Source organism: Cohnella sp. 56 (assembly GCF_037963805.1).
GTDB lineage: Bacteria > Bacillota > Bacilli > Paenibacillales > Paenibacillaceae > Cohnella.
Genome location: NZ_JAZDQE010000002.1, coordinates 345,246 through 365,051 on the forward strand (window position 1 = coordinate 345,246; position 19,806 = coordinate 365,051).

The 19,806-nt window shown below is 62.0% G+C and carries 16 protein-coding genes and 1 pseudogene; 15 read left to right on the forward strand and 2 right to left on the reverse strand.

From position 1 onward, the window contains the following. Nucleotides 1-68 precede the first annotated feature (68 nt). The 3 genes from VQ071_RS04495 (at nucleotide 69) to VQ071_RS04505 (ending at nucleotide 4,680) form a co-directional block, all read left to right on the forward strand. Entirely contained in the window at nucleotides 69-578 is a 510-nt protein-coding gene (locus VQ071_RS04495; protein WP_340512668.1) for a DivIVA domain-containing protein, read from the forward strand. A gap of 486 nt (nucleotides 579-1,064) precedes the next feature. Then, on the forward strand, nucleotides 1,065-4,166 hold the full coding sequence (gene ileS, locus VQ071_RS04500) for an isoleucine--tRNA ligase (RefSeq protein ID WP_340512918.1): 3,102 nt from the start codon (nucleotides 1,065-1,067) through the stop codon (nucleotides 4,164-4,166). Nucleotides 4,167-4,314: 148 nt separating this feature from the next. Further along, nucleotides 4,315-4,680, forward strand: coding sequence for a DUF5665 domain-containing protein (locus tag VQ071_RS04505; RefSeq protein WP_340512669.1), 366 nt, complete (start codon nucleotides 4,315-4,317; stop codon nucleotides 4,678-4,680). Nucleotides 4,681-4,790: 110 nt separating this feature from the next. On the opposite strand, the gene VQ071_RS04510 is transcribed toward VQ071_RS04505, so the two are convergent. Further along, complete coding sequence (locus tag VQ071_RS04510; protein WP_340512670.1) at nucleotides 4,791-5,531, reverse strand: TraR/DksA C4-type zinc finger protein; 741 nt, start codon at nucleotides 5,529-5,531, stop codon at nucleotides 4,791-4,793. A 235-nt stretch (nucleotides 5,532-5,766) separates the two neighbouring features. On the opposite strand from VQ071_RS04510, the gene lspA reads away from it, so the two are divergent. The 12 genes from lspA to VQ071_RS04570 all read left to right on the forward strand — a co-directional run bounded on the left by lspA (nucleotide 5,767) and on the right by VQ071_RS04570 (nucleotide 19,117). Continuing rightward, on the forward strand, nucleotides 5,767-6,297 hold the full coding sequence (gene lspA / locus VQ071_RS04515) for a signal peptidase II (protein WP_340512671.1): 531 nt from the start codon (nucleotides 5,767-5,769) through the stop codon (nucleotides 6,295-6,297). Between the two features lie 61 nt (nucleotides 6,298-6,358). Then, nucleotides 6,359-7,306, forward strand: a complete 948-nt coding sequence (locus tag VQ071_RS04520; RefSeq protein WP_340512919.1) for an RluA family pseudouridine synthase — start codon at nucleotides 6,359-6,361, stop codon at nucleotides 7,304-7,306. 171 nt (nucleotides 7,307-7,477) lie between these two features. Beyond that, on the forward strand, nucleotides 7,478-8,731 hold the full coding sequence (locus VQ071_RS04525; protein WP_340512672.1) for an LL-diaminopimelate aminotransferase: 1,254 nt from the start codon (nucleotides 7,478-7,480) through the stop codon (nucleotides 8,729-8,731). 108 nt (nucleotides 8,732-8,839) lie between these two features. Beyond that, entirely contained in the window at nucleotides 8,840-9,553 is a 714-nt protein-coding gene (locus tag VQ071_RS04530) for a hypothetical protein (RefSeq protein WP_340512673.1), read from the forward strand. A 237-nt stretch (nucleotides 9,554-9,790) separates the two neighbouring features. Further along, nucleotides 9,791-10,360, forward strand: coding sequence for a bifunctional pyr operon transcriptional regulator/uracil phosphoribosyltransferase PyrR (pyrR, locus tag VQ071_RS04535; RefSeq protein ID WP_445293256.1), 570 nt, complete (start codon nucleotides 9,791-9,793; stop codon nucleotides 10,358-10,360). A gap of 22 nt (nucleotides 10,361-10,382) precedes the next feature. Continuing rightward, the gene (locus tag VQ071_RS04540; RefSeq protein ID WP_445293257.1) at nucleotides 10,383-11,723 is read left to right on the forward strand and encodes a dihydroorotase; all 1,341 of its coding nucleotides are present in this window, start codon (nucleotides 10,383-10,385) and stop codon (nucleotides 11,721-11,723) included. 5 nt (nucleotides 11,724-11,728) lie between these two features. Further along, on the forward strand, nucleotides 11,729-12,874 hold the full coding sequence (gene carA, locus VQ071_RS04545; RefSeq protein ID WP_340512675.1) for a glutamine-hydrolyzing carbamoyl-phosphate synthase small subunit: 1,146 nt from the start codon (nucleotides 11,729-11,731) through the stop codon (nucleotides 12,872-12,874). Beyond that, the gene (carB, locus tag VQ071_RS04550) at nucleotides 12,861-16,076 is read left to right on the forward strand and encodes a carbamoyl-phosphate synthase large subunit (RefSeq protein WP_340512676.1); all 3,216 of its coding nucleotides are present in this window, start codon (nucleotides 12,861-12,863) and stop codon (nucleotides 16,074-16,076) included. Before carA ends, carB begins: the two co-directional genes overlap by 14 nt. 128 nt (nucleotides 16,077-16,204) lie before the next feature. Continuing rightward, nucleotides 16,205-16,948, forward strand: a complete 744-nt coding sequence (gene pyrF, locus VQ071_RS04555) for an orotidine-5'-phosphate decarboxylase (RefSeq protein WP_340512677.1) — start codon at nucleotides 16,205-16,207, stop codon at nucleotides 16,946-16,948. Beyond that, nucleotides 16,945-17,595, forward strand: a complete 651-nt coding sequence (pyrE, locus tag VQ071_RS04560; protein WP_340512678.1) for an orotate phosphoribosyltransferase — start codon at nucleotides 16,945-16,947, stop codon at nucleotides 17,593-17,595. Before pyrF ends, pyrE begins: the two co-directional genes overlap by 4 nt. A 527-nt stretch (nucleotides 17,596-18,122) precedes the next feature. After that, entirely contained in the window at nucleotides 18,123-18,716 is a 594-nt protein-coding gene (locus tag VQ071_RS04565; protein ID WP_340512679.1) for a DJ-1/PfpI family protein, read from the forward strand. A 155-nt stretch (nucleotides 18,717-18,871) separates the two neighbouring features. Then, on the forward strand, nucleotides 18,872-19,117 hold the full coding sequence (locus VQ071_RS04570) for a hypothetical protein (RefSeq protein WP_340512680.1): 246 nt from the start codon (nucleotides 18,872-18,874) through the stop codon (nucleotides 19,115-19,117). Nucleotides 19,118-19,204: 87 nt separating this feature from the next. On the opposite strand, the pseudogene VQ071_RS04575 reads toward VQ071_RS04570, so the two are convergent. Further along, nucleotides 19,205-19,477: pseudogene (locus VQ071_RS04575) on the reverse strand (PhzF family phenazine biosynthesis protein); the annotation flags it as partial. Nucleotides 19,478-19,806: the final 329 nt, after the last annotated feature.

Below are 19,806 nucleotides of genomic sequence, written 5' to 3' on the forward strand. Positions count from 1 at the left end.
CTGCCTATGTATAGAGATCTGGGGACTGTCGCAAATCTTAAGCAAATGACGCACGGGAGGATTGGCCAATGCCACTGACGCCGTTGGATATTCATAACAAGGAATTCGGGCGCAGACTGCGCGGATACGACGAGGACGAGGTAAACGAGTTCCTCGATCAGATCATCAAAGACTACGAAGCGATGATCCGGGACAACAAAGATCTGCAGAACCAGATTGTAGGGCTGCAGGAGCGCCTGGGCCACTTCGCCAACATCGAGGAGACGCTCAGCAAGACAATCATCGTCGCCCAAGAGGCGGCCGACGAGGTCAAGAGCAACGCCAAGAAGGAAGCGCAGCTGATCGTCAAGGAAGCCGAGAAGAATGCCGACCGCATCATCAACGAGTCGCTCTCCAAGTCGCGCAAGTACGCGCTAGAGGTAGAAGAGTTGAAGAAGCAGGCTTCGATCTACCGGGCGAGATTCCGCACGTTGGTGGAGACGCAGCTCGACCTGCTCACGCAGGACGGCTGGGAGAAGCTCGAATCGTCGGACTCCCGCTCGCGCGAGTCGGAACCGAGGCTGCGCGAGATCGAGTAGAGACTGCTTGAAGCTCGGGACTTGAAGCCGATTAGAGGATTCGGGAGATCCGAACGGAGTCTGCTCATATCCGGCTGCGGGAGCGTAGACATGCGCCGGTTTGACAAATCGGCGTCTTCGACGTATAAATGGGTTATACGCGTCAACGTCAATGACGGGAACGGCGTGCGGATGAACCATCCCAGAGAGTTGGCGGCTGCTGCGAGCCAACGTTGGACTCCGCGTACGCTTATCCTCCCCGAGACGCCGTTCCGAACGTCCGCGCCGTCCAAGGCCGGATCATTAAGACCGGCCGGTCCTTCCCCCGTTACGGGATACCGATTCGGACACCGCCGTCAGGAAGCGCGCGGAGCCCGGTCGGCTTGAGCGCCGCTGTCCGCTTGTTATGGTTACGGTCTGCGGCTGAACAAGGGTGGTACCACGAGAATGTCTCGTCCCTTTGCGGGGGCGGGCTTTTTTTATTTTCTGAGAAAAGGAATGATGGTCATGCGTCGCGTGGACGTCAAAGAAAAAGCGCGCAGCCGCGAGCTGCGCGTACTGGAGCAATGGAAGGCCGAGGATACATTCCGCAGGTCGATTGAAAACCGCAGCGGCAAGCCGAACTTCGTCTTCTATGAGGGACCGCCTACGGCGAACGGCAAGCCGCATATCGGGCATGTGCTCGGCCGCGTCATCAAGGACTTCGTCAGCCGCTACAAGACGATGTCCGGCTACCGCGTCATCCGCAAGGCGGGATGGGATACGCACGGCCTGCCCGTCGAGCTGGGCGTCGAGAAGCAGCTGGGCATCTCGGGCAAGCAGGAGATCGAAAAGTACGGCGTCGAGCCGTTCATCAAAAAGTGCAAGGAGAGCGTGTTCGAGTACGAGCGCCAATGGAGAGAGCTGACCGAGGCGATCGCCTACTGGACCGATCTCGACAATCCGTATATCACGCTCGACAACAAGTATATCGAGAGCGTCTGGCATCTGCTGTCCACGATTCACGGCAAAGGGCTGCTGTACCGCGGCCACCGCGTCAGCCCGTACTGCCCGGACTGCCAGACGACGCTCAGCTCGCATGAAGTCGCGCAGGGCTACGAAGATGTCAAGGACCTGACCGCCACCGCCAAGTTCAAGCTGACGGACAGCGGGGAGTTCGTGCTCGCGTGGACGACGACGCCGTGGACGCTGCCGGCCAACGTCGCGCTCGCGGTACACCCGGAGATCGAATACGCGCGTGTCTCCCAGAATGGCGAGACGTATATCGTCGCCGGCTCGCTCGTCGATCAGGTGATGAAGGGCGAATACGAGCAGCTCGGCACGGTGCTCGGCAAAGAGCTCGTCGGTCTGACCTACGAGCCGCTGTTCCCTTATGCCGGAGGCCCGCTCGAGGGCGCCTACCGCGTCATCGACGCGGCGTACGTGTCGGATTCGAGCGGTACGGGCATCGTCCATATCGCGCCGGCGCACGGCGAGGACGACTATCGCGTCGCCCGCGAGCACGGCGTGCCGATGCTCCAGGTCGTGAACGGTCAGGGCCGCTACACGGAAGAAGTCAAGGCATTTGCCGGCCGCTTCGTCAAGGACCCCGAGGTCGACATCGACATCGTGAAGTCGCTGTCGGAGCGCGGTCTGTTGTACCACAAGGAAAAGTACGAGCACAGCTATCCGTTCTGCTGGCGCTGCAAGACGCCGCTGCTCTACTATGCGACCGAGAGCTGGTTCATCAAGACGACGGCGGTCAAGGACCAGCTGATCGAGAACAACAAGGGCATCGCCTGGTATCCGGAGCATCTGCGCGACGGCCGGTTCGGCAAGTTCCTGGAGGACCTGGTGGACTGGAACATCAGCCGCAACCGGTACTGGGGCACGCCGCTCAACGTATGGACCTGCGACGACTGCGGCGCCGAGAAGTCGCCGGGCAGCATCGCGGAGCTGCGCGCGGCGGCCGTGGGCGAGGTGCCCGAGGATATCGAGCTGCACAAGCCTTATGTCGATGCCATCGAGCTGCGCTGCGGCTGCGGCGGCACGATGCAGCGGACGCCCGAGGTCATCGACGTCTGGTTCGACAGCGGCTCGATGCCGTTCGCGCAGCAGCATTATCCGTTCGAAAACAAGGAGCGGTTCGAGGAGCAGTATCCCGCCGATTTCATCTGCGAGGGGATCGACCAGACGCGCGGCTGGTTCTTCAGCCTGCTGGCCGTCTCCACGCTGTACAACGGCAAGGCGCCATACAAGTCGGTCATCTCGACGGGCCATGTACTCGACGAGAACGGACAGAAGATGAGCAAGTCCAAGGGCAATGTCATCGACCCTTGGGACATCATCGAGGAGTTCGGCACCGACGCGTTCCGCTGGTCGCTGCTCGCCGACAGCGCGCCATGGAACAGCAAGCGCTTCTCCAAGGGCATCGTCGCCGAGGCGAAGTCCAAGGTCGTCGACACGATCGTCAACACGCATGCGTTCTACGCCCTCTATGCGACGATCGACGGCTACAAACCCGAGGAGCACGCGGCGAAGCCGTCCGCGAACAAGCTGGACCGCTGGATTCTGTCGCGCCTGAACTCGCTCGTCGCCGAGACGGTCAAGGGGCTGGACGCCAACGACTTCCTCAATCCGGCCAAACGGATCGAAGCGTTCGTCGACGAGCTGTCCAACTGGTACGTGCGCCGCTCCCGCGACCGCTTCTGGGGCAGCGGCCTGGGCGAAGACAAGGTCGCGGCGTATCAGACGCTCGGCACCGTGCTGCTGACGCTGGCGAAGCTCATCGCGCCGTACCTGCCGTTCCTCGCGGACGACCTGTACCGCAATCTGGGCGGCGAGGGCAGCGTCCATCTGGCGGACTACCCGGTCGCCAACCTGGCCGCGATCGACGCCGAGCTGGAAGGCGGCATGGAGACGGCCCGCGGCATCGTCGAGCTGGCGCGCAATGTGCGCAAAGAGACCGGATTCAAGACGCGCCAGCCGCTGTCCGAGCTGCTCGTCGCGCTGAGCGTGCCGTTCGAGGCTGCGGAGTACGAGGAGATCGTCAAGGACGAGCTCAACGTCAAGGCGGTCACGCTGGTGACCGAGGACAGCGGGTTCGTTGACTATACGCTGAAGCTGAACCTCAAGCTGGCCGGCAAAAAGTACGGCAAGCATGTCGGCCCGATCCAGGGCAAGCTGAAGTCGCTCTCCGCGGAGGATGCGCGCGGCGTCGTGACGTCCGGCGTGCTGCCGTATTCGTCGGCGGACGGCGAGGCGATCACGGTGACGCTGGAGGAGCTGCTCGTCGAGAAGCAGGCGAAGCCCGGCTTCGCATCCGCGTCCGGCGGCGGCGTCACGGTCGCGCTCAACACGGAGCTGACGCCCGCGCTCGTACAGGAGGGCATCGTACGCGAAGTCATCCGCGCCGTGCAGGACCAGCGCAAAAAGCTCGATCTGCCGATCGAGCAACGGGTCGGGCTCGTGCTTGAGGCGGATGCGGTGACGGAAGCCGCGCTGCGCGCTTATGACGACGTGCTGCGCGACAACGTGCTCGTGAACGATGTGTCGTTCGGGCGCACCGACGCGACGGAGACGGTGCAGGCCGGGGAATTGCGCATCGGCATCGCGATCGCAGCGGACTGAGGCGAGACGTATGGAAAATGGCGATTTGAGCCAACCTGAATAGCAGCAGGAAAAACGCAAAAACGAGTCCTGTCCGAGAAGAATGCGCCAAAGATCGACGGCGCTTTCTGGCGGCGGGACTCGTTTTCGCATGGCGCGGGAGGAGCAGATGAGCGAGCGAGAGGCGAATCGCGGGCGAGACAACAGGACGAAGGCATTGGCGGAGGAAGCGAACGCGCTGCGGCGTCTGCTCGAAGGGCTGTCCGGGCGGCTCGACGATCTGGCCGTACAGATGGAAAAAGCGCAGCTCAAAGATTACGTCAACCTCATGAGCCGGCCGTGGCAGCTGATCTGGCGCAACTGGCTGTCGGGCATTGCGCGGGGCATCGGCATTGCGCTCGGATTTACGTTTTTTGCGGCGACGATCGTCTGGCTGCTGCAAATACTGGGCGCGCTGAACCTGCCGATCATCGGCGACTATATCGCGGAGATCGTGAAGATCGTGCAGCGGCAGCTGGAGATCGAGCATTATTAAAGCGGCGCTAGCGGCGTTGGCGCGTTGCGGACGGCGAGCGGATAGCGGCGACATATTTGCTGCCGCCGCATCCGCTTGCCTCTCGACCGCCGACTATGGGCGTGATGCCGCTAATCGTCCGATTCTTTCCAGACATCCTCCGGCTCGAGCAAGTTTTCGCCCTCATGATTTTCTAGATAGTGACGGTACGTACGGCTGCGCACGATACCGCTCATTTTGCCGGTGATATCCGCTGCGAGGAAGCTCTCGATCGGCTCGACGAAGCCCTCGTTCTCGTCCGCTTCTATATATAACGCGGAGTAATCGTCATTGTTGTTGCCCTCGGCCATGGCCGGGCTGTCGGCATTGCCCCACGACTCGACGATCTGCCAGGCGTCCTCGCCGTCGAAGCCGTTCTGCTCGTCGCTCTCGTCCATGCTCGTGCGGCCGAACGGCGGGTGCAGGAACAGTTCCTCGGCGGGGCGCCCCTCTTTTTCGGCTTGCACGGGCTCGTGCTCTACACAATAAATCGCCGTCGGCATCGCTTCGAGACGCTCGCGGGCGATGAATTTGCCGCAGGCCGCGCATATGCCGTATTCGCCGGTATCCATGCGGCGGATGGCCGCTTCGATCTTCTCCAGCGCCAGCGCTTCACGCTCGAGCAGCGCGATGTCCTTGGCGCGCTCGAATGTCTCGGTGCCGGCATCCGCGGGATGATTGTCGATGCTGCTCAGCTCTCCCGTAGCGTCGCGGTAGCTATTATGCAGTCCGAAGTGGCCGTTGTCGCCGACGCGGCTCTCGATCTCTGCGCGGTGCGCCAGCAGCCGTCCGCGCTGCTCGCTCATGAAGCTGTCGGACAGCGTACCATGCATGCCAACCCCTCCTTGATTTGTCGCCACCTTGCTTGATGTCCATTTTTGACGGCGATCCATACGACAGCTAGTTTGCTCGCAGCGGCGGGGATTCATGTCGGCCTGCAGGAGGACATCGATGGAGATGCTGCCGCGAATTGGAGAAAGACGTTGGACGCCCGCTCTGACGGTATGTTAAAATCAGTGCATTCGGCCTATTCGGTCAGAATATTCGCGGAAGGGCGGCAATCCGGACATGCAACGACGTCAAATCGGTTTGTGGGTGTATTACCTCGTAGCTGCGGTCGTATTTGTGATCGACTACATCTCCAAAAAACTGATCGAGCACAATTTGGAGTTGAACGAGCAGGTCAAGGTCATCGGCAATTTCTTTTATATCACGTTCATTCACAACCGCGGAGCGGCATTCGGCATCCTTCAGGAGCAGCGCTGGTTTTTCCTCGTGATAACCGTTGCCGTCGTGACTGCCATCGTGATCTACCTGGGCCGTTCGCACCGCAACAACCGCAGGCTGATGCTCGCCGCGCTGGCGCTCATCCTGGGCGGCGCGCTGGGCAACTTTCTGGAACGCGCCATCTACGGACAAGTCGTCGATTTTCTCCAATTCAACTTCGGCTCTTATACATTCCCGATCTTCAACCTCGCCGATTCGGCGATCGTCGTCGGGGTATGTCTGATTATTCTCGATTCGCTGCTCACGCCTACACAGACACAGGAGAACAAAAATGAACAACAAAAAGAATCAAGCGAGCAACAACCCGTCTGAAAAGGACGATGAGCGTCCGGCGGAAGTGCTGACTGCAACCGCCGACGACACGGCATCCGATATGGAGTCGGAAGAGACCGACGCCGCCGAAACGATGATCTGGGAAATCGCCGGCGACGATGCCGGAGCCCGTATCGACAAGTTCCTCGCGGATGCGATCAAGGACGCGGCCGTGTCGCGCTCCCAGATCCAGGATTGGATTCGGGACGGACATGTAACCGTGAACAGCCTGCGGGTCAAGCCCAACGCCAAGCTGGCGGCCGGCAGCGTCGTTGCCGTCGACATGCCCGATGCGGCCCCGATCGAAGCCGAGCCCGAGAATATACCGCTCGTCGTCGTATATGAGGACGCGGACGTCATCGTCATCGACAAGCCGCGGGGGCTGGTCGTGCATCCGGCGCCGGGACATGCCTCCGGTACGGTCGTCAATGCGCTGCTCTATCACTGCCGGGATCTGTCCGGCATCAACGGGAATCTGCGGCCGGGCATCGTGCACCGGATCGACAAGGATACGTCCGGCCTGCTCATGGCGGCGAAGAACGATCTGGCGCACGGATCGCTCGCGCAGCAGCTCAAGGACCACTCCGTCACGCGGCGGTATACCGCGCTCGTCTACGGCAACGTGCCGCATGATCGCGGGACGATCGACGCGCCGATCGGACGCGACAGCGGCGACCGCAAGCTGTTTACGGTCACGGAGAAGGGCTCGAAGCGGGCCGTGACCCACTTCACCGTAGTGGAGCGGTTCGGCGATTATACGCTTGTCGAGCTCCAGCTTGAGACGGGGCGTACGCATCAGATTCGCGTGCATATGAAGTACATTGGTCACACGATCGTGGGCGATCCGTTCTACGGCGGACGCAGCGGGCGCACGCTCGGCATGGCCGGACAAGCTTTGCATGCGGGCATTCTCGGCTTCGATCATCCTCGCACGGGCGAGCGGCTGTCGTTCGAGGCCCCGCTGCCGGCGGATATGGAGCATGCGCTCTACATGCTGAGAACACGCTGACTGTCCTGCCGGACGGAGGATGCGATGTCCGCCATTTCGCCACGCCTCCCCGATTTCTGCAAATGATCTTCGGATTAGTCCATGGCGGCCGCCTGCACTTGTGAGGCATAGTGATAACATAAGCCAACCAGCCTATCACATATCCGCCATCGGACAAGGAGTGTCGCAATCGTGAGCGTCGAACAATATCAAGGCACCTTTATTCAACAGCAATTCGCGGACCGCATCGGCGGCGCGAACTACGGCAAGGACACGAACATTTACAAGTTTGAAAAGATCAAGCGCGCCAAGGCGGCCGCACGCGCGGCGTTCCCTGACATCGAGCTGATCGACCTCGGCGTCGGCGAGCCGGACGAGAAGGCCGACGACGGCATCATCGCCAAGCTGGCCGAGGAAGCCGCCAAGCCGGAAAACCGCGGCTATGCCGACAACGGCATCCCGGAGTTCAAGGCGGCGGCCGCGCAGTACCTGAAGGATGTATTCTCCGTCGACGGCATCGATGCGGCGACCGAGATCGTGCACTCGATCGGCTCCAAGCCGGCGCTCGCCATGATGCCTTCGGCATTCATCAATCCCGGCGATGTCGCGATCATGACCGTGCCCGGCTACCCGGTGCTCGGTACGCACACGAAGTATCTCGGCGGCGAAGTGTACAACGTGCAGCTGACGAAGGAAAACAACTTCCTGCCGGATCTGTCCAAGATTCCGGCCGACATCGCGAAGCGCGCGAAGCTGCTGTACCTGAACTACCCGAACAATCCGACGGGCGCGGCTGCGACGCCCGAATTTTTCGCCGAAGTCGTCGCATGGGCGAAGACAAACGAAGTCGTCGTCGTGCATGATGCGCCGTACGCCGCACTGACCTATGACGGCGCGAAGCCGCTGAGCTTCCTGTCCGTACCGGGTGCGAAGGACGTCGGCGTCGAGCTGCACTCGCTGTCCAAGTCGTACAACATGACCGGCTGGCGCATCGGCTTCGTCGCAGGCAACCCGCTGATCGTCAAGGCGTTCAGCGATATCAAGGACAACAACGACTCCGGCCAGTTCATCGCGATCCAGAAGGCTGCGGCATACGGCCTGGCCAATCCGCAGATCACCGAGGCGATCGCAGAGAAGTATTCGCGCCGTCACGACCTGCTCGTCGCCGCGCTGAACGAGATCGGCTTCAAGGCCGAGAAACCGAAGGGCTCGTTCTTCCTGTACGTCGAAGCGCCGAAGGGCATCAAGGGCGGGCAGCGCTTCGAGACCGGCGAAGACTTCTCGCAGTTCCTGATCCGCGAGAAGCTGATCTCGTCCGTGCCGTGGGACGATGCGGGACACTTCGTGCGTTTTTCCGTCACCTTTATCGCCGCCGGCGAGGAAGAGGAGCGCCGCGTCATCGGGGAGATCAAGCGCCGCCTGACGGACGTCGAATTCGAGTTTTAATTTGTAGCTGGCTGCGCAGTCAAGCACCGCATCGCCTCTTCCAGTGGAGGCGGTGCGGCGTTTTGCGCGCTGTCGCGCCGGATCGCCTCTTGTAGTGGAGGCGATAGGGTGTTTGGCGCGGTCACGCTGCGAATCGCCTCTCGTAGTGGAGGCGTTGCGGCATTTTGCGCGGTCACGCTGCGCATCGCCTCTCCTGGTGGAGGCGTTGCGGCATTTTGCGCGCTGTTGCGCCGGATCGCCTCTCGTAGTGGAGGCGATGGGGCATTTGGCGCGGTCAAGCTGCGCATCGCCTCTCCTGGTGGAGGCGATGCGGCATTTTGCGCGCTGTTGCGCCGGATCGCCTCTCGTAGTGGAGGCGATAGGGTGTTTGGCGCGGTCACGCTGCGAATCGCCTCTCCTGGTGCAGGCGTTGCGGTATTTTGCGCGCTGTTGCGCCGGATCGCCTCTCGTAGTGGAGGCGATGGGGCATTTTGCGCGGTCACGCTGCGCATCGCCTCTCCTGGTGCAGGCGGTGCGGCGTTTTGCGCGCTGTTGCGCCGGATCGCCTCTCGTAGTGGAGGCGATAGGGTGTTTGGCGCGGTCACGCTGCGCATCGCCTCTCGTAGTGGAGGCGATGGGGCGTTTGGCGCGGTCAAGCTGCGCATCGCCTCTCCTGGTGCAGGCGTTGCAGCATTTTGCGCGGTCAAGCTGCGAATCGCCTCTCCTGGTGCAGGCGTTGCAGCATTTTGCGCGGTCAAGCTGCGCATCGCCTCTCCTGGTGCAGGCATCGCGCCTTTTTCGAGTCGTCACGCACCTCGCGTCCGAATCCATCCGGCTTGTTGACAGCCTATGTCGAAAATGCGATAATAAGCATCAATAAACCCGTACCTTTAATTCAGTCCCGTGAGACTGGCAAGGTGGCGAATACTGCAGATGTGCTTCGGCGCGACTAGAGCGTGGACTGGCCTTGTAGGCGACTAAGTCCGGTTCGCGGCGTCATCATCTTCGTATATCCCGGCCTCCTTGCTGACGCAAGGAGGTTTTTTGATGCCGTCTTACCGTGGAGGAGGAGGCGCACCCGTGCAGGAACCCCCGAACATCATAATGGACGAAGCCGCCATCCGCAGGGCGCTGACACGGATCGCGCACGAGATTCTGGAGAAAAACAAAGGAATCGAAGGCTGCGTCATCGTCGGCATACGGACGCGCGGCGTGTACCTTGCCCGGCGCATCGCCGAGCGGATCCGCGAGATCGAGGGCAGCCCGGTCACGTCCTGCGAGCTGGACATCTCGCGCTACCGCGACGACCGGCCGCTGCTCGATGCCGCCCCTTCGGGGCTCGTCTGCAGCGACGGCGACCGCTCCTTCGACGTGAAGGACAAGCGCATCATCCTGTTCGACGACGTGCTTTACACGGGCCGCACGATCAGGGCCGCGATGGACGCGCTGATGGACTGCGGCAGACCCCAATCGATCCAACTGGCCGTGCTGGTGGACCGGGGGCATCGCGAGCTGCCGATCCGCCCGGACTATGTCGGCAAGAACGTGCCGACGTCCAAGCACGAGGAGATCGAAGTGTCGCTGCGGGAGATCGACGGCGACGACCAGGTCATGATCAAGCATCCGCGCGAGGCGGAAGTAAGAGGCTGAGTCGGGCGCGACGAGGCTGCAAATGCGCGAAGGAGGACAAAACCTTTTGACGACATGGATACTTAACGGACAGACGGTCGACCCCCAGACGGGCGAGACGATCAGGAAGCATCTGCGATTGGAAAATGGTGTCGTAGCCGAATGGCTGGACGGCAAGGCTGAGCCGGATACGGCCGGCGCGGAGGTCATCGACGCCGCGGGCAAGCTGATCGCGCCCGGATTCATCGATATGCATGTGCATCTGCGGGAGCCGGGCTTCGAACATAAAGAAACGATCGCGACGGGGACGGCGTCCGCGGCGAAGGGCGGCTTCACGACGATCGCCTGCATGCCGAACACGCGGCCGGTCATCGATACGCCGGATACGGTCAAGCTGGTGCTCGACAAGGCCGAGGCCGCCTGCGGCGTGCGTGTCCTGCCATACGCGGCGATCACCAAAAACGAGCTCGGCCGCGAGCTGACCGACTTCGAGGCGCTTAAAGCAGCCGGCGCGATCGGCTTCACGGACGACGGCGTCGGCGTTCAGAACGCGCAGATGATGAAAAACGCGATGGCGCTGGCCAAGTCGATCGGCATGCCGGTCATCGCGCACTGCGAGGACGACTCGCTCGTTGTGGGCGCGGCCGTATCCGAAGGCGAGTTCGCAAAGCGGCACGGGCTGAAGGGCATCCCGAACGAGTCGGAGGCGATCCATGTCGGGCGCGACATTCTGCTGTCGGAGGCGACGGGCGTGCACTATCACGTCTGTCACGTCAGCACGGAGCAATCGATCCGGCTCATCAAGCTCGGCAAGTCGATCGGCGTGAACGTCACCTCCGAGGTGTGTCCGCATCACCTGCTGCTGTCGGACGAGGATATTCCGGACAGCATGGACGCCAATTGGAAGATGAACCCTCCGCTGCGCACGCCGCGCGATGTCGAGGCCTGCATCGCGGCGCTGGAGGAAGGGACGATCGACATCATCGTCACCGACCACGCCCCGCACAGCGAGGAAGAGAAGGCGAAGGGCATGGAGCGCGCACCGTTCGGTATCGTCGGCTTCGAGACGGCGTTCCCGCTGCTGTACACGAAGTTCGTCAAGACCGGCCGCTGGAGTCTCGGGTTCCTGCTAAGCCGCATGACGAGCGATCCGGCCCGCGTGTTCGGGCTGAAGACGGGCAAGCTGGACGTAGGGGCGCCGGCGGACATCACGCTGATCGACCTGGAGAGCGAGCGCGAAGTCGATCCGGCGAGCTTCCTGACGAAGGGGCGCAACACGCCGTTCACGGGCTGGAAGCTGGCCGGCTGGCCGGCGCTGACGATGGTCGGCGGCAAGACGGTCTGGAGCGAGAAACAAGGCATACTTAAGAGCAGCGAGGAGTGATCGGGATGCAAGCGAGACTATTACTTGAAGACGGCACCCTGTTTACGGGACAATCGTTCGGCGCCGAGGGCGCGTCGGTGGGCGAGGTCGTATTTAATACGGGCATCACAGGTTACCAGGAGGTCATCTCGGATCCGTCCTATTGCGGACAGATCGTCACGATGACGTTTCCCCTGATCGGCAACTACGGCATCACGCGCGACGACTTCGAGTCGGTGCGGCCGTACATCCATGGCTTCGTCACCCGCCGCTACGAGGAAGTGCCGAGCAACTGGCGCGCCCAGGATTCCCTCGGACACCTGCTCAAGGAATACGGCATCATCGGCATCAGCGAAGTGGACACTCGCATGCTGACGCGGATCATCCGCCGCCACGGCGTCATGAAGGGCATTCTGACCACCGGCAGCGAGCGTATCGAGGAGCTGCAGGAGCGCATGGGCGCGACCCCGCTGCCGCGCAACCAGGTCGCCTGGACGTCGACCAAAAACATTTTCTCGAGCCCTGGCACCAAGGAGCGCATCGTGCTGATCGACTACGGCGCGAAAAGCGGCATTCTGCGCGAGCTGACGCAGCGCGGCTGCGACGTCATCGTCGTCCCGCATAACACGAGCGCCGACGAGATCCGCCGCCTGCACCCGGACGGCATCCAGCTGTCCAACGGCCCCGGCGACCCGAAGGACGTGCCGGAGTCGGTGGAGACGCTGCGCCAGCTGCTCGGCGAATTCCCGATCTTCGGCATCTGCCTCGGCCACCAGCTGTTCGCCCTCGCCTGCGGCGCGGATACGGATAAGCTGAAGTTCGGCCACCGCGGCGGCAACCACCCGGTCAAGGAGCTCGCTTCCGGCCGCTGCTACATCACTTCGCAGAACCACGGCTACACGGTCAAGGAAGAGTCCATCGAGGGCACCGACCTCGTCGTGACGCACATCAACAACAACGACAAGACGATCGAAGGCTTGAAGCACGCCAAGTACCCGGCCTTCACCGTCCAGTACCATCCGGAGGCGGCGCCCGGACCGTTCGACAACAGCTACCTGTTCGATCAGTTCCTGGATATGATCCGCGAACACAAGCTGAACAACCCCGAACGCCCGCGGCAAGCGCAACTGTCGGAGATGCTGAGAGGAGAATTGCAGTATGCCCAGAAATAATGAACTCAAAAAGATTCTCGTCATCGGCTCCGGTCCGATCGTCATCGGCCAAGCCGCCGAATTCGACTATGCCGGCACGCAAGCCTGCCAAGCCCTGAAGGAAGAAGGGCTCGAGGTCGTCCTCATCAACAGCAATCCGGCCACGATCATGACCGATACGAACATGGCCGACAAAGTATACATCGAACCGATCAACCTCGAGTTCGTCTCCCAAATTATCCGCCAGGAGCGTCCGGACGGCCTGCTGCCGACGCTCGGCGGCCAGACCGGCCTCAACATGGCCGTCGAGCTGGCGCGCGCCGGCGTGCTTGAAGCCGAAGGCGTCAAGCTGCTCGGCACGCAGCTGACCGCGATCGAGAAGGCGGAGGACCGCGATCTGTTCCGCGACTTGATGCGCGAGCTCGAGCAGCCGGTACCCGAGAGTGTCATCGTCACGACGGTACAGGAATCGATTGAGTTTGCCAATCAGATCGGCTATCCGGTCATCGTGCGTCCTGCCTACACGCTGGGCGGTACGGGCGGCGGCATCTGCGGCGGCGAGGATGAGCTGCGCGAGATCGTGGCCAACGGCCTGCGCTACAGCCCGATCGGCCAGTGCCTGATCGAGAAGTCGATCGCCGGCATGAAGGAAGTCGAGTACGAAGTCATGCGCGATGCGAACGACAACTGCATCGTCGTCTGCAACATGGAAAACTTCGATCCGGTCGGCGTTCACACGGGCGATTCCATCGTCGTAGCGCCGAGCCAGACGCTGTCCGACCGCGAGTACCAGATGCTGCGCTCGGCTTCGCTCAAGATCATCCGCGCGCTGAATATCGAAGGCGGCTGCAATGTGCAGTTCGCGCTCGATCCGCACAGCTACCAATATTATGTCATCGAGGTTAACCCGCGCGTCAGCCGCTCCTCGGCGCTCGCCTCCAAGGCGACGGGCTATCCGATCGCCAAGATGGCGGCCAAGATCGCGGTCGGCTATACGCTCGACGAGATCGTCAACCCGGTTACGGGCCAGACGTACGCCTGCTTCGAGCCGACGCTGGACTACATCGTGAGCAAGATCCCGCGCTGGCCGTTCGACAAGTTCACCGACGCGAACCGCAAGCTCGGCACGCAGATGAAGGCGACCGGCGAAGTGATGGCGATCGGCCGCACGTTCGAGGAGTCGATCCACAAGGCGGCCCGCTCGCTTGAGATCGGCGTGCACCGTCTGCTGCTCAAGGGCGCCGACGAACTGGACGAAGAGACGCTGACGACGCGCCTGGCCAAAGCCGACGACGAGCGCCTGTTCCTGATCGCCGAGGCGTTCCGCCGCGGCTGGGAGCTGCAGAAGATTCAGGATACGACGAGCATCGACTGGTGGTTCCTCGACAAGATCGAGCGCATCGTCCGCTTCGAGGACGTCATCCGCCGCGAGCCGGGCCTCACGCCCGAGACGCTGTACAAGGCCAAGCGCATGGGCTTCACCGACCGTGCGATCGCCGAGCTGCGCCGCGAGGGACAAGGCGCCTCCGCAGCGCTGACCGTCGAAGCCGACGTGCGTGCGCACCGCCTCGCCCAAGGGCTCAAGCCGGTGTACAAGATGGTCGACACCTGCGCAGCCGAATTCGAAGCGACGACGCCTTATTACTACTCGACTTATGAGACGGAAAATGAAGTGATCCCGAGCGACAAGCAAAAGGTCATCGTGCTCGGCTCCGGTCCGATCCGCATCGGCCAGGGCATCGAGTTCGACTACTCGACCGTGCATGCCGTATGGGCGCTCCGCAACGCGGGCTACGAAGCCGTCATCATCAACAACAATCCGGAGACGGTATCGACCGACTTCAATACGTCGGACCGCCTCTACTTCGAACCGCTCTTCTTCGAAGACGTCATGAACGTCATCGAGCAGGAGCAGCCGCTCGGCGTCATCGTCCAGTTCGGCGGCCAGACGGCCATCAACCTGGCAGGACCGCTGTCCAAAGCCGGCGTGCGCATCCTCGGCACATCGCTCGACAGCATCGACGAAGCCGAGGACCGCAAGCGGTTCGAGGCGCTGCTGCGCGGCCTCGACATCGCCCAGCCGAAGGGCAGCACCGTCACCTCCGTCGACGAGGCGGTCGGCACGGCGCAGGAGCTCGGCTACCCGGTGCTCGTACGTCCGTCGTACGTGCTCGGCGGTCGCGCGATGGAGATCGTCTACTCCGACGATGAGCTGCTGAACTATATGGAAGTCGCCGTCAAGATCAATCCGGAGCACCCGGTGCTGATCGACCGCTACATGCTGGGCAAGGAGATCGAAGTCGACGCCATCTGCGACGGCGAGACCGTCCTCATCCCGGGCATCATGGAGCATGTCGAGCGCGCGGGCGTCCACTCCGGCGACTCGATCGCGGTGTACCCGCCGCAGACGCTGACGGGCGACATCAAGCAGCAGGCGGTCGACATCACGATCCGCATCGCCAAGGCGCTGAAGACTGTCGGCCTCGTCAACATCCAGTTCGTCGTCTGGCAGGACAAGGTATACGTCATCGAGGTCAACCCGCGCTCCTCGCGTACGGTGCCGTTCCTGTCCAAGGTCACGAACATCCCGATGGCGAACCTGGCAACCCGCGCGATTCTCGGCGAGAAGCTGGCCGATCTCGGCTACAAGGACGGCCTGTGGCCGGAAGACGAGCATGTGTCGGTCAAGGTGCCGGTATTCTCCTTCGCCAAGCTGCGCCGCGTCGACCCGACGCTGACGCCGGAGATGAAGTCGACGGGCGAGGTCATGGGCCGCGACCGCCACTTCGCCAAGGCGCTGTTCAAGGGCCTCATCGGCTCGGGCATGAAGATTCCGCAGTCGGGCTCGATCATCGCCACGATCGCCGACAAGGACAAAGAAGAAGCGATCGCGATCCTGCGCGGCTTCTACAACCTCGGCTACAAGCTGATCGCGACCGGCGGCACGGCCGACGCGCTCGAAGCGGCAGGCATGCGCGTCAAGCGCTGCGCCAAGCTGAGCGAAGGCTCGCCGAACATCGTCGATCTGATCCGCACCGGCCAGGCCCAGTTCGTCGTCAATACGCTGACGAAGGGCAAGACGCCGGAGCGCGACGGCTTCCGCATCCGCCGCGAAGCGGTCGAGAACGGCGTCGTCTGCCTCACCTCGCTCGACACGGTGAGCGCGCTGCTGCACATGCTGCAGGCGCTGCGCTTCTCCAGCGAGCCGATGCCTGTCTATTAAAATAAGGCGCCACGCCCGGTCTCCCGCCAGCACGACGGCGGCGGATCGGGCTTCTATATGGGCGGGTGGCTGTTGGGAAGTCCGATAGTCCAATTGTTCCGATTATAAATAAGGAAGGCGATGGGACGATGGCGTTAACAACGACACGCAAGGAAGCGGCGGCGAGAATCATGGTCGGACTGGACAAGCCCGACGTGCAGTCCGCGCTGAAGGTCGCCGAGCAGCTCGAAGGGACCGGCTGCTGGGTGAAGGTCGGCATGGAGCTGTTCTACGCCGCCGGCCATGATATCGTTCGCGAGCTGAAGCGGCGTGGCTTCCGCATTTTCCTCGATCTGAAAATGCACGACATCCCGAATACGGTGCGCGGCGGCGCACGCAGCATCGCGCGCATGGGCATCGACATGTTCAACGTGCATGCGGCGGGCGGCAGCGCCATGATGCAGGCCGCCATGCAGGGCGTGAGCGATGCCGTTCAGGCATGCGAGGTGCAGGCAGCGCCGCTCGTCATTGCCGTCACACAGCTGACGAGCACGAGCCGGGAGACGCTCAACGCCGAGATCGGCATCCCGGGCAGCGTGGAGGAGGCGGTCGTGCGCTATGCGGTGCTGGCGAAGCATGCCGGACTGCAGGGCGTCGTCGCCTCGCCGCTTGAGGTCGCGGCCATCAAGTCCGCCTGCGGCGAACACTTCCTCACCGTCACTCCGGGCATCCGTCCCGCAGGCGCGGCGCTCGGCGACCAGACACGCGTCACGACGCCGCGCGAGGCTGTGGACGGAGGGACGGACTTCCTCGTCATCGGCCGGCCGATCGTGGCCGCGTCCGACCCGGCCCAAGCATTCGAATCCATCCTGAAGGAGCTGACCCAAGCATGAGCGAGTCCCAACTCACGCAGCTGCCGTCCGTCATCGCGGGCGCGCTGCTCGACATCGGCGCCGTATCGCTGCGCCCGCAGGAGCCGTTCACATGGACGAGCGGCATCAAGTCCCCGATCTACTGCGACAACAGACTGACGATGTCCTACCCGGCGATCCGCCGCACGATCGCCGAAGGCTTCGCGGCGGTCATCCGCGACAAATACCCGGACTGCGAAGCCGTCGCCGGCATCGCGACCGGCGGTATCCCGCATGCCGCATGGGTCGCCGACATTCTCGGCCTCCCGATGCTGTACGTCCGCGACAAGGCCAAGGGGCATGGCAAGACGAATCAGATCGAAGGCCACTTCAAGCCTGGACAAAAGGTCGTCCTGATCGAGGATCTGATCTCGACCGGCGGCAGCTCGCTCAAGGCGGCCGTCGCCGTACGCGACGCCGGCTGCGAGGTGCAGGGCGTCATCGCGATCTTCACGTACCAGTTCCAGAACGCGCTGGACGCGTTCGCAGCCGAATCGGTGCCGCTCGACACGCTGTCCAACTACTCGGCGCTGATCGACGTCGCGCTGGCGCGCGGCACGGTGCGCGAAGCGGATGTGGCACTGCTGCAGGAGTGGCGCCAGGACCCGAAGGCATTCGTCTGGGCTTGATCCGATCCGCCAAAGCCGTGAGCGAGCGTGCAATAAGATGATGAAAAGCCGGCCGCGCGCCCTATCAAGGGTGTGCGGCCGGCTTTTTTGATCATACCGGCACGCACATTTCGCGTCGCCTCACTTGCACTCAGCCTGTGCCGTACCGCCCGCGACCACTTGCCGCCATGCCCTTACGCCCCGTGAACCGCACAGGTTTGTGCGGTTCTTTCGCACGCTCTCTTCCCGTCGCGTTTTATTCCACTCCACTCGCGTCGTACCGTCGCGTCTGCGGAGCGACCGGCGGCCGCGACGCGCAGCGAATACAAAGTCAACCCAGGGCAACAGGGCCGTCAGGGAGCTTCCGTGGCATTTTTCTACCCGAAGCCACTCTAATCAATGGCTGCGACTGGCTCTGAGTCTCGCCGCCTAGCGCAGGGGCGGCATTCGACGCCGTTCGCTCCAACCTTCGCCGCATTGACCGGCTTGCCGGCGGGCTCGCATAATAGATAAAGGATGTAATAAATTTACAGGCGGGAGGGAACGAGATGTCCAAGCGCGTATTGATCTTGACGGGGGACGGCGCCGAGGTGCTTGAAGTTTATTATCCGATGTACAGGTTGAAGGAAGAGGGATTCGATGCGGTCATCGCGGCGCCCCAGCAGAAGATGCTGCATACCGTCTGCCATGATTTTGTAGAGGGCTGGGACACGTATACGGAAAAGCCCGCGCATTTGCTGCCCGCTGATATCGCGTTTGCGGATGTCGATCCCGCCGCGTATGATGCCTTGATCATACCCGGAGGAAGGGCGCCGGAGTTTATCCGCAACGACCCCGACCTGCCTCGCATATTGAAGCATTTTCTGGACGCGGACAAGCCGATCGGATCGATCTGCCACGGCGCCCAGGTGTTCCTCGCGCTGCGGAACCGCTCCAGCCTCGAAGGCCGCTCGATGACCGCATACAGCGCCTGCAAGTTGGAGGTCGAGTCGCTCGGGGCGACCTATGCCGATGAGACGCTGCATGTCGACGGCCGTCTCGTCTCCGGACATGCCTGGCCGGATCTGCCGGGATTCATGCGCGAATTTCTGAGTTTGCTGCGCCATCCGGCCGACAGGACGCTGTCTCCAAGCCTTTCCTAAAATAGCGCTAACGCGGACACCGTAATTTGTTGCAGCCAATTGAGCTTCATTCGCTGATTCAATCGTCGCTCAGCGGGTTAATGAAGATCAATACCGTACAAACTTGCCGCTGCGGCGAACATAGAATTTTATCAGACAAGAGAGGCTGATCCATAATGAACACCGATATCTATCAACAACTGCTTACCGAGACTGAGGACCTGCTGTACCGCGTACGCATCTACGACCGCGACATGGCGCATACCGACGAGATTATCGAAATGGACCGGACACACGAGATGATCGGCAGCCTGCGCTGGATGGGCGAGAGCGAGATGTTCCGCACCAAGGCGATCGAAAAGCTGATCCGCATGCGTCATCGTCTGCTGACGATGATGGAGGACCTGCTGTTCACGGCTTAAGCGCAAAAAACCTTCGGCATTCCCCGCCGCGCCGGCGGAGGGTGCCGAAGGTTTTTTATTTATATCCGGTAGATGCCTCTATGGCTCGTCCTGCCGAATATACCTGGCATAGTAGGCGCCCATGACACCGGAAGCCGTGCCTGTCACCGGGTCCCCGGTCGTGCCTGAGAATGGGGAGGAGAAGTGCCGCGCATGCATATGGGCGTTCTGATCGTAAGTTTCCAGGCAAAAGGGATGGATCGAAGCGCGCGGCATTTGCCGCAACAGCTTCGGAAAAAGCGCGTTCCGTGGATTCATGCGTCTGAATGCTTCAAGCGAGACGATGGCCACGAGCAGCGTCCATATGCCGGTGCTCCGGTATTGGTCATAACGCCTCCAGAGATTAGTCGCCGTTTATACGGCGACTTTTGATCATTCTAGCATAGACATCCCGGACCTTGCGGCCATTCGCGGTTTGCTGCGATGAAAGTTATCGATACCCGCTATCGTAATCGTTCATCGAAAAATGAACAAAATTCGTTGTGCATATCGGAGCAGGCTGGTAATATCTATCATCAAACGGAAGGGTCTCTAGGGAGCCGACGCCCCGCAGCCGGCGGAGCGGTCGAACCGAGCGGGACCGAAGAGGCGATAGCCTCCTTACACCGTAGGGATAAAAGACCTTCGGCAAGTTCCGCCATCGTGGCGGA

Excerpts from the sequence above, each read along its gene's own strand:
- VQ071_RS04540 (WP_445293257.1), top strand. The coding sequence starts at position 10,383 with ATGCGCGAAGGAGGACAAAACCTTTTGACGACATGGATACTTAACGGA.
- VQ071_RS04570 (WP_340512680.1), top strand. The coding sequence starts at position 18,872 with ATGAACACCGATATCTATCAACAACTGCTTACCGAGACTGAGGACCTG.
- VQ071_RS04520 (WP_340512919.1), top strand. The coding sequence starts at position 6,359 with ATGGAGTCGGAAGAGACCGACGCCGCCGAAACGATGATCTGGGAAATC.
- lspA (WP_340512671.1), top strand. The coding sequence starts at position 5,767 with ATGCAACGACGTCAAATCGGTTTGTGGGTGTATTACCTCGTAGCTGCG.
- VQ071_RS04505 (WP_340512669.1), top strand. The coding sequence starts at position 4,315 with ATGAGCGAGCGAGAGGCGAATCGCGGGCGAGACAACAGGACGAAGGCA.
- VQ071_RS04495 (WP_340512668.1), top strand. The coding sequence starts at position 69 with ATGCCACTGACGCCGTTGGATATTCATAACAAGGAATTCGGGCGCAGA.
- carA (WP_340512675.1), top strand. The coding sequence starts at position 11,729 with ATGCAAGCGAGACTATTACTTGAAGACGGCACCCTGTTTACGGGACAA.
- VQ071_RS04510 (WP_340512670.1), bottom strand. The coding sequence starts at position 5,531 with ATGCATGGTACGCTGTCCGACAGCTTCATGAGCGAGCAGCGCGGACGG.
- pyrE (WP_340512678.1), top strand. The coding sequence starts at position 16,945 with ATGAGCGAGTCCCAACTCACGCAGCTGCCGTCCGTCATCGCGGGCGCG.
- carB (WP_340512676.1), top strand. The coding sequence starts at position 12,861 with ATGCCCAGAAATAATGAACTCAAAAAGATTCTCGTCATCGGCTCCGGT.
- pyrF (WP_340512677.1), top strand. The coding sequence starts at position 16,205 with ATGGCGTTAACAACGACACGCAAGGAAGCGGCGGCGAGAATCATGGTC.
- ileS (WP_340512918.1), top strand. The coding sequence starts at position 1,065 with ATGCGTCGCGTGGACGTCAAAGAAAAAGCGCGCAGCCGCGAGCTGCGC.
- VQ071_RS04565 (WP_340512679.1), top strand. The coding sequence starts at position 18,123 with ATGTCCAAGCGCGTATTGATCTTGACGGGGGACGGCGCCGAGGTGCTT.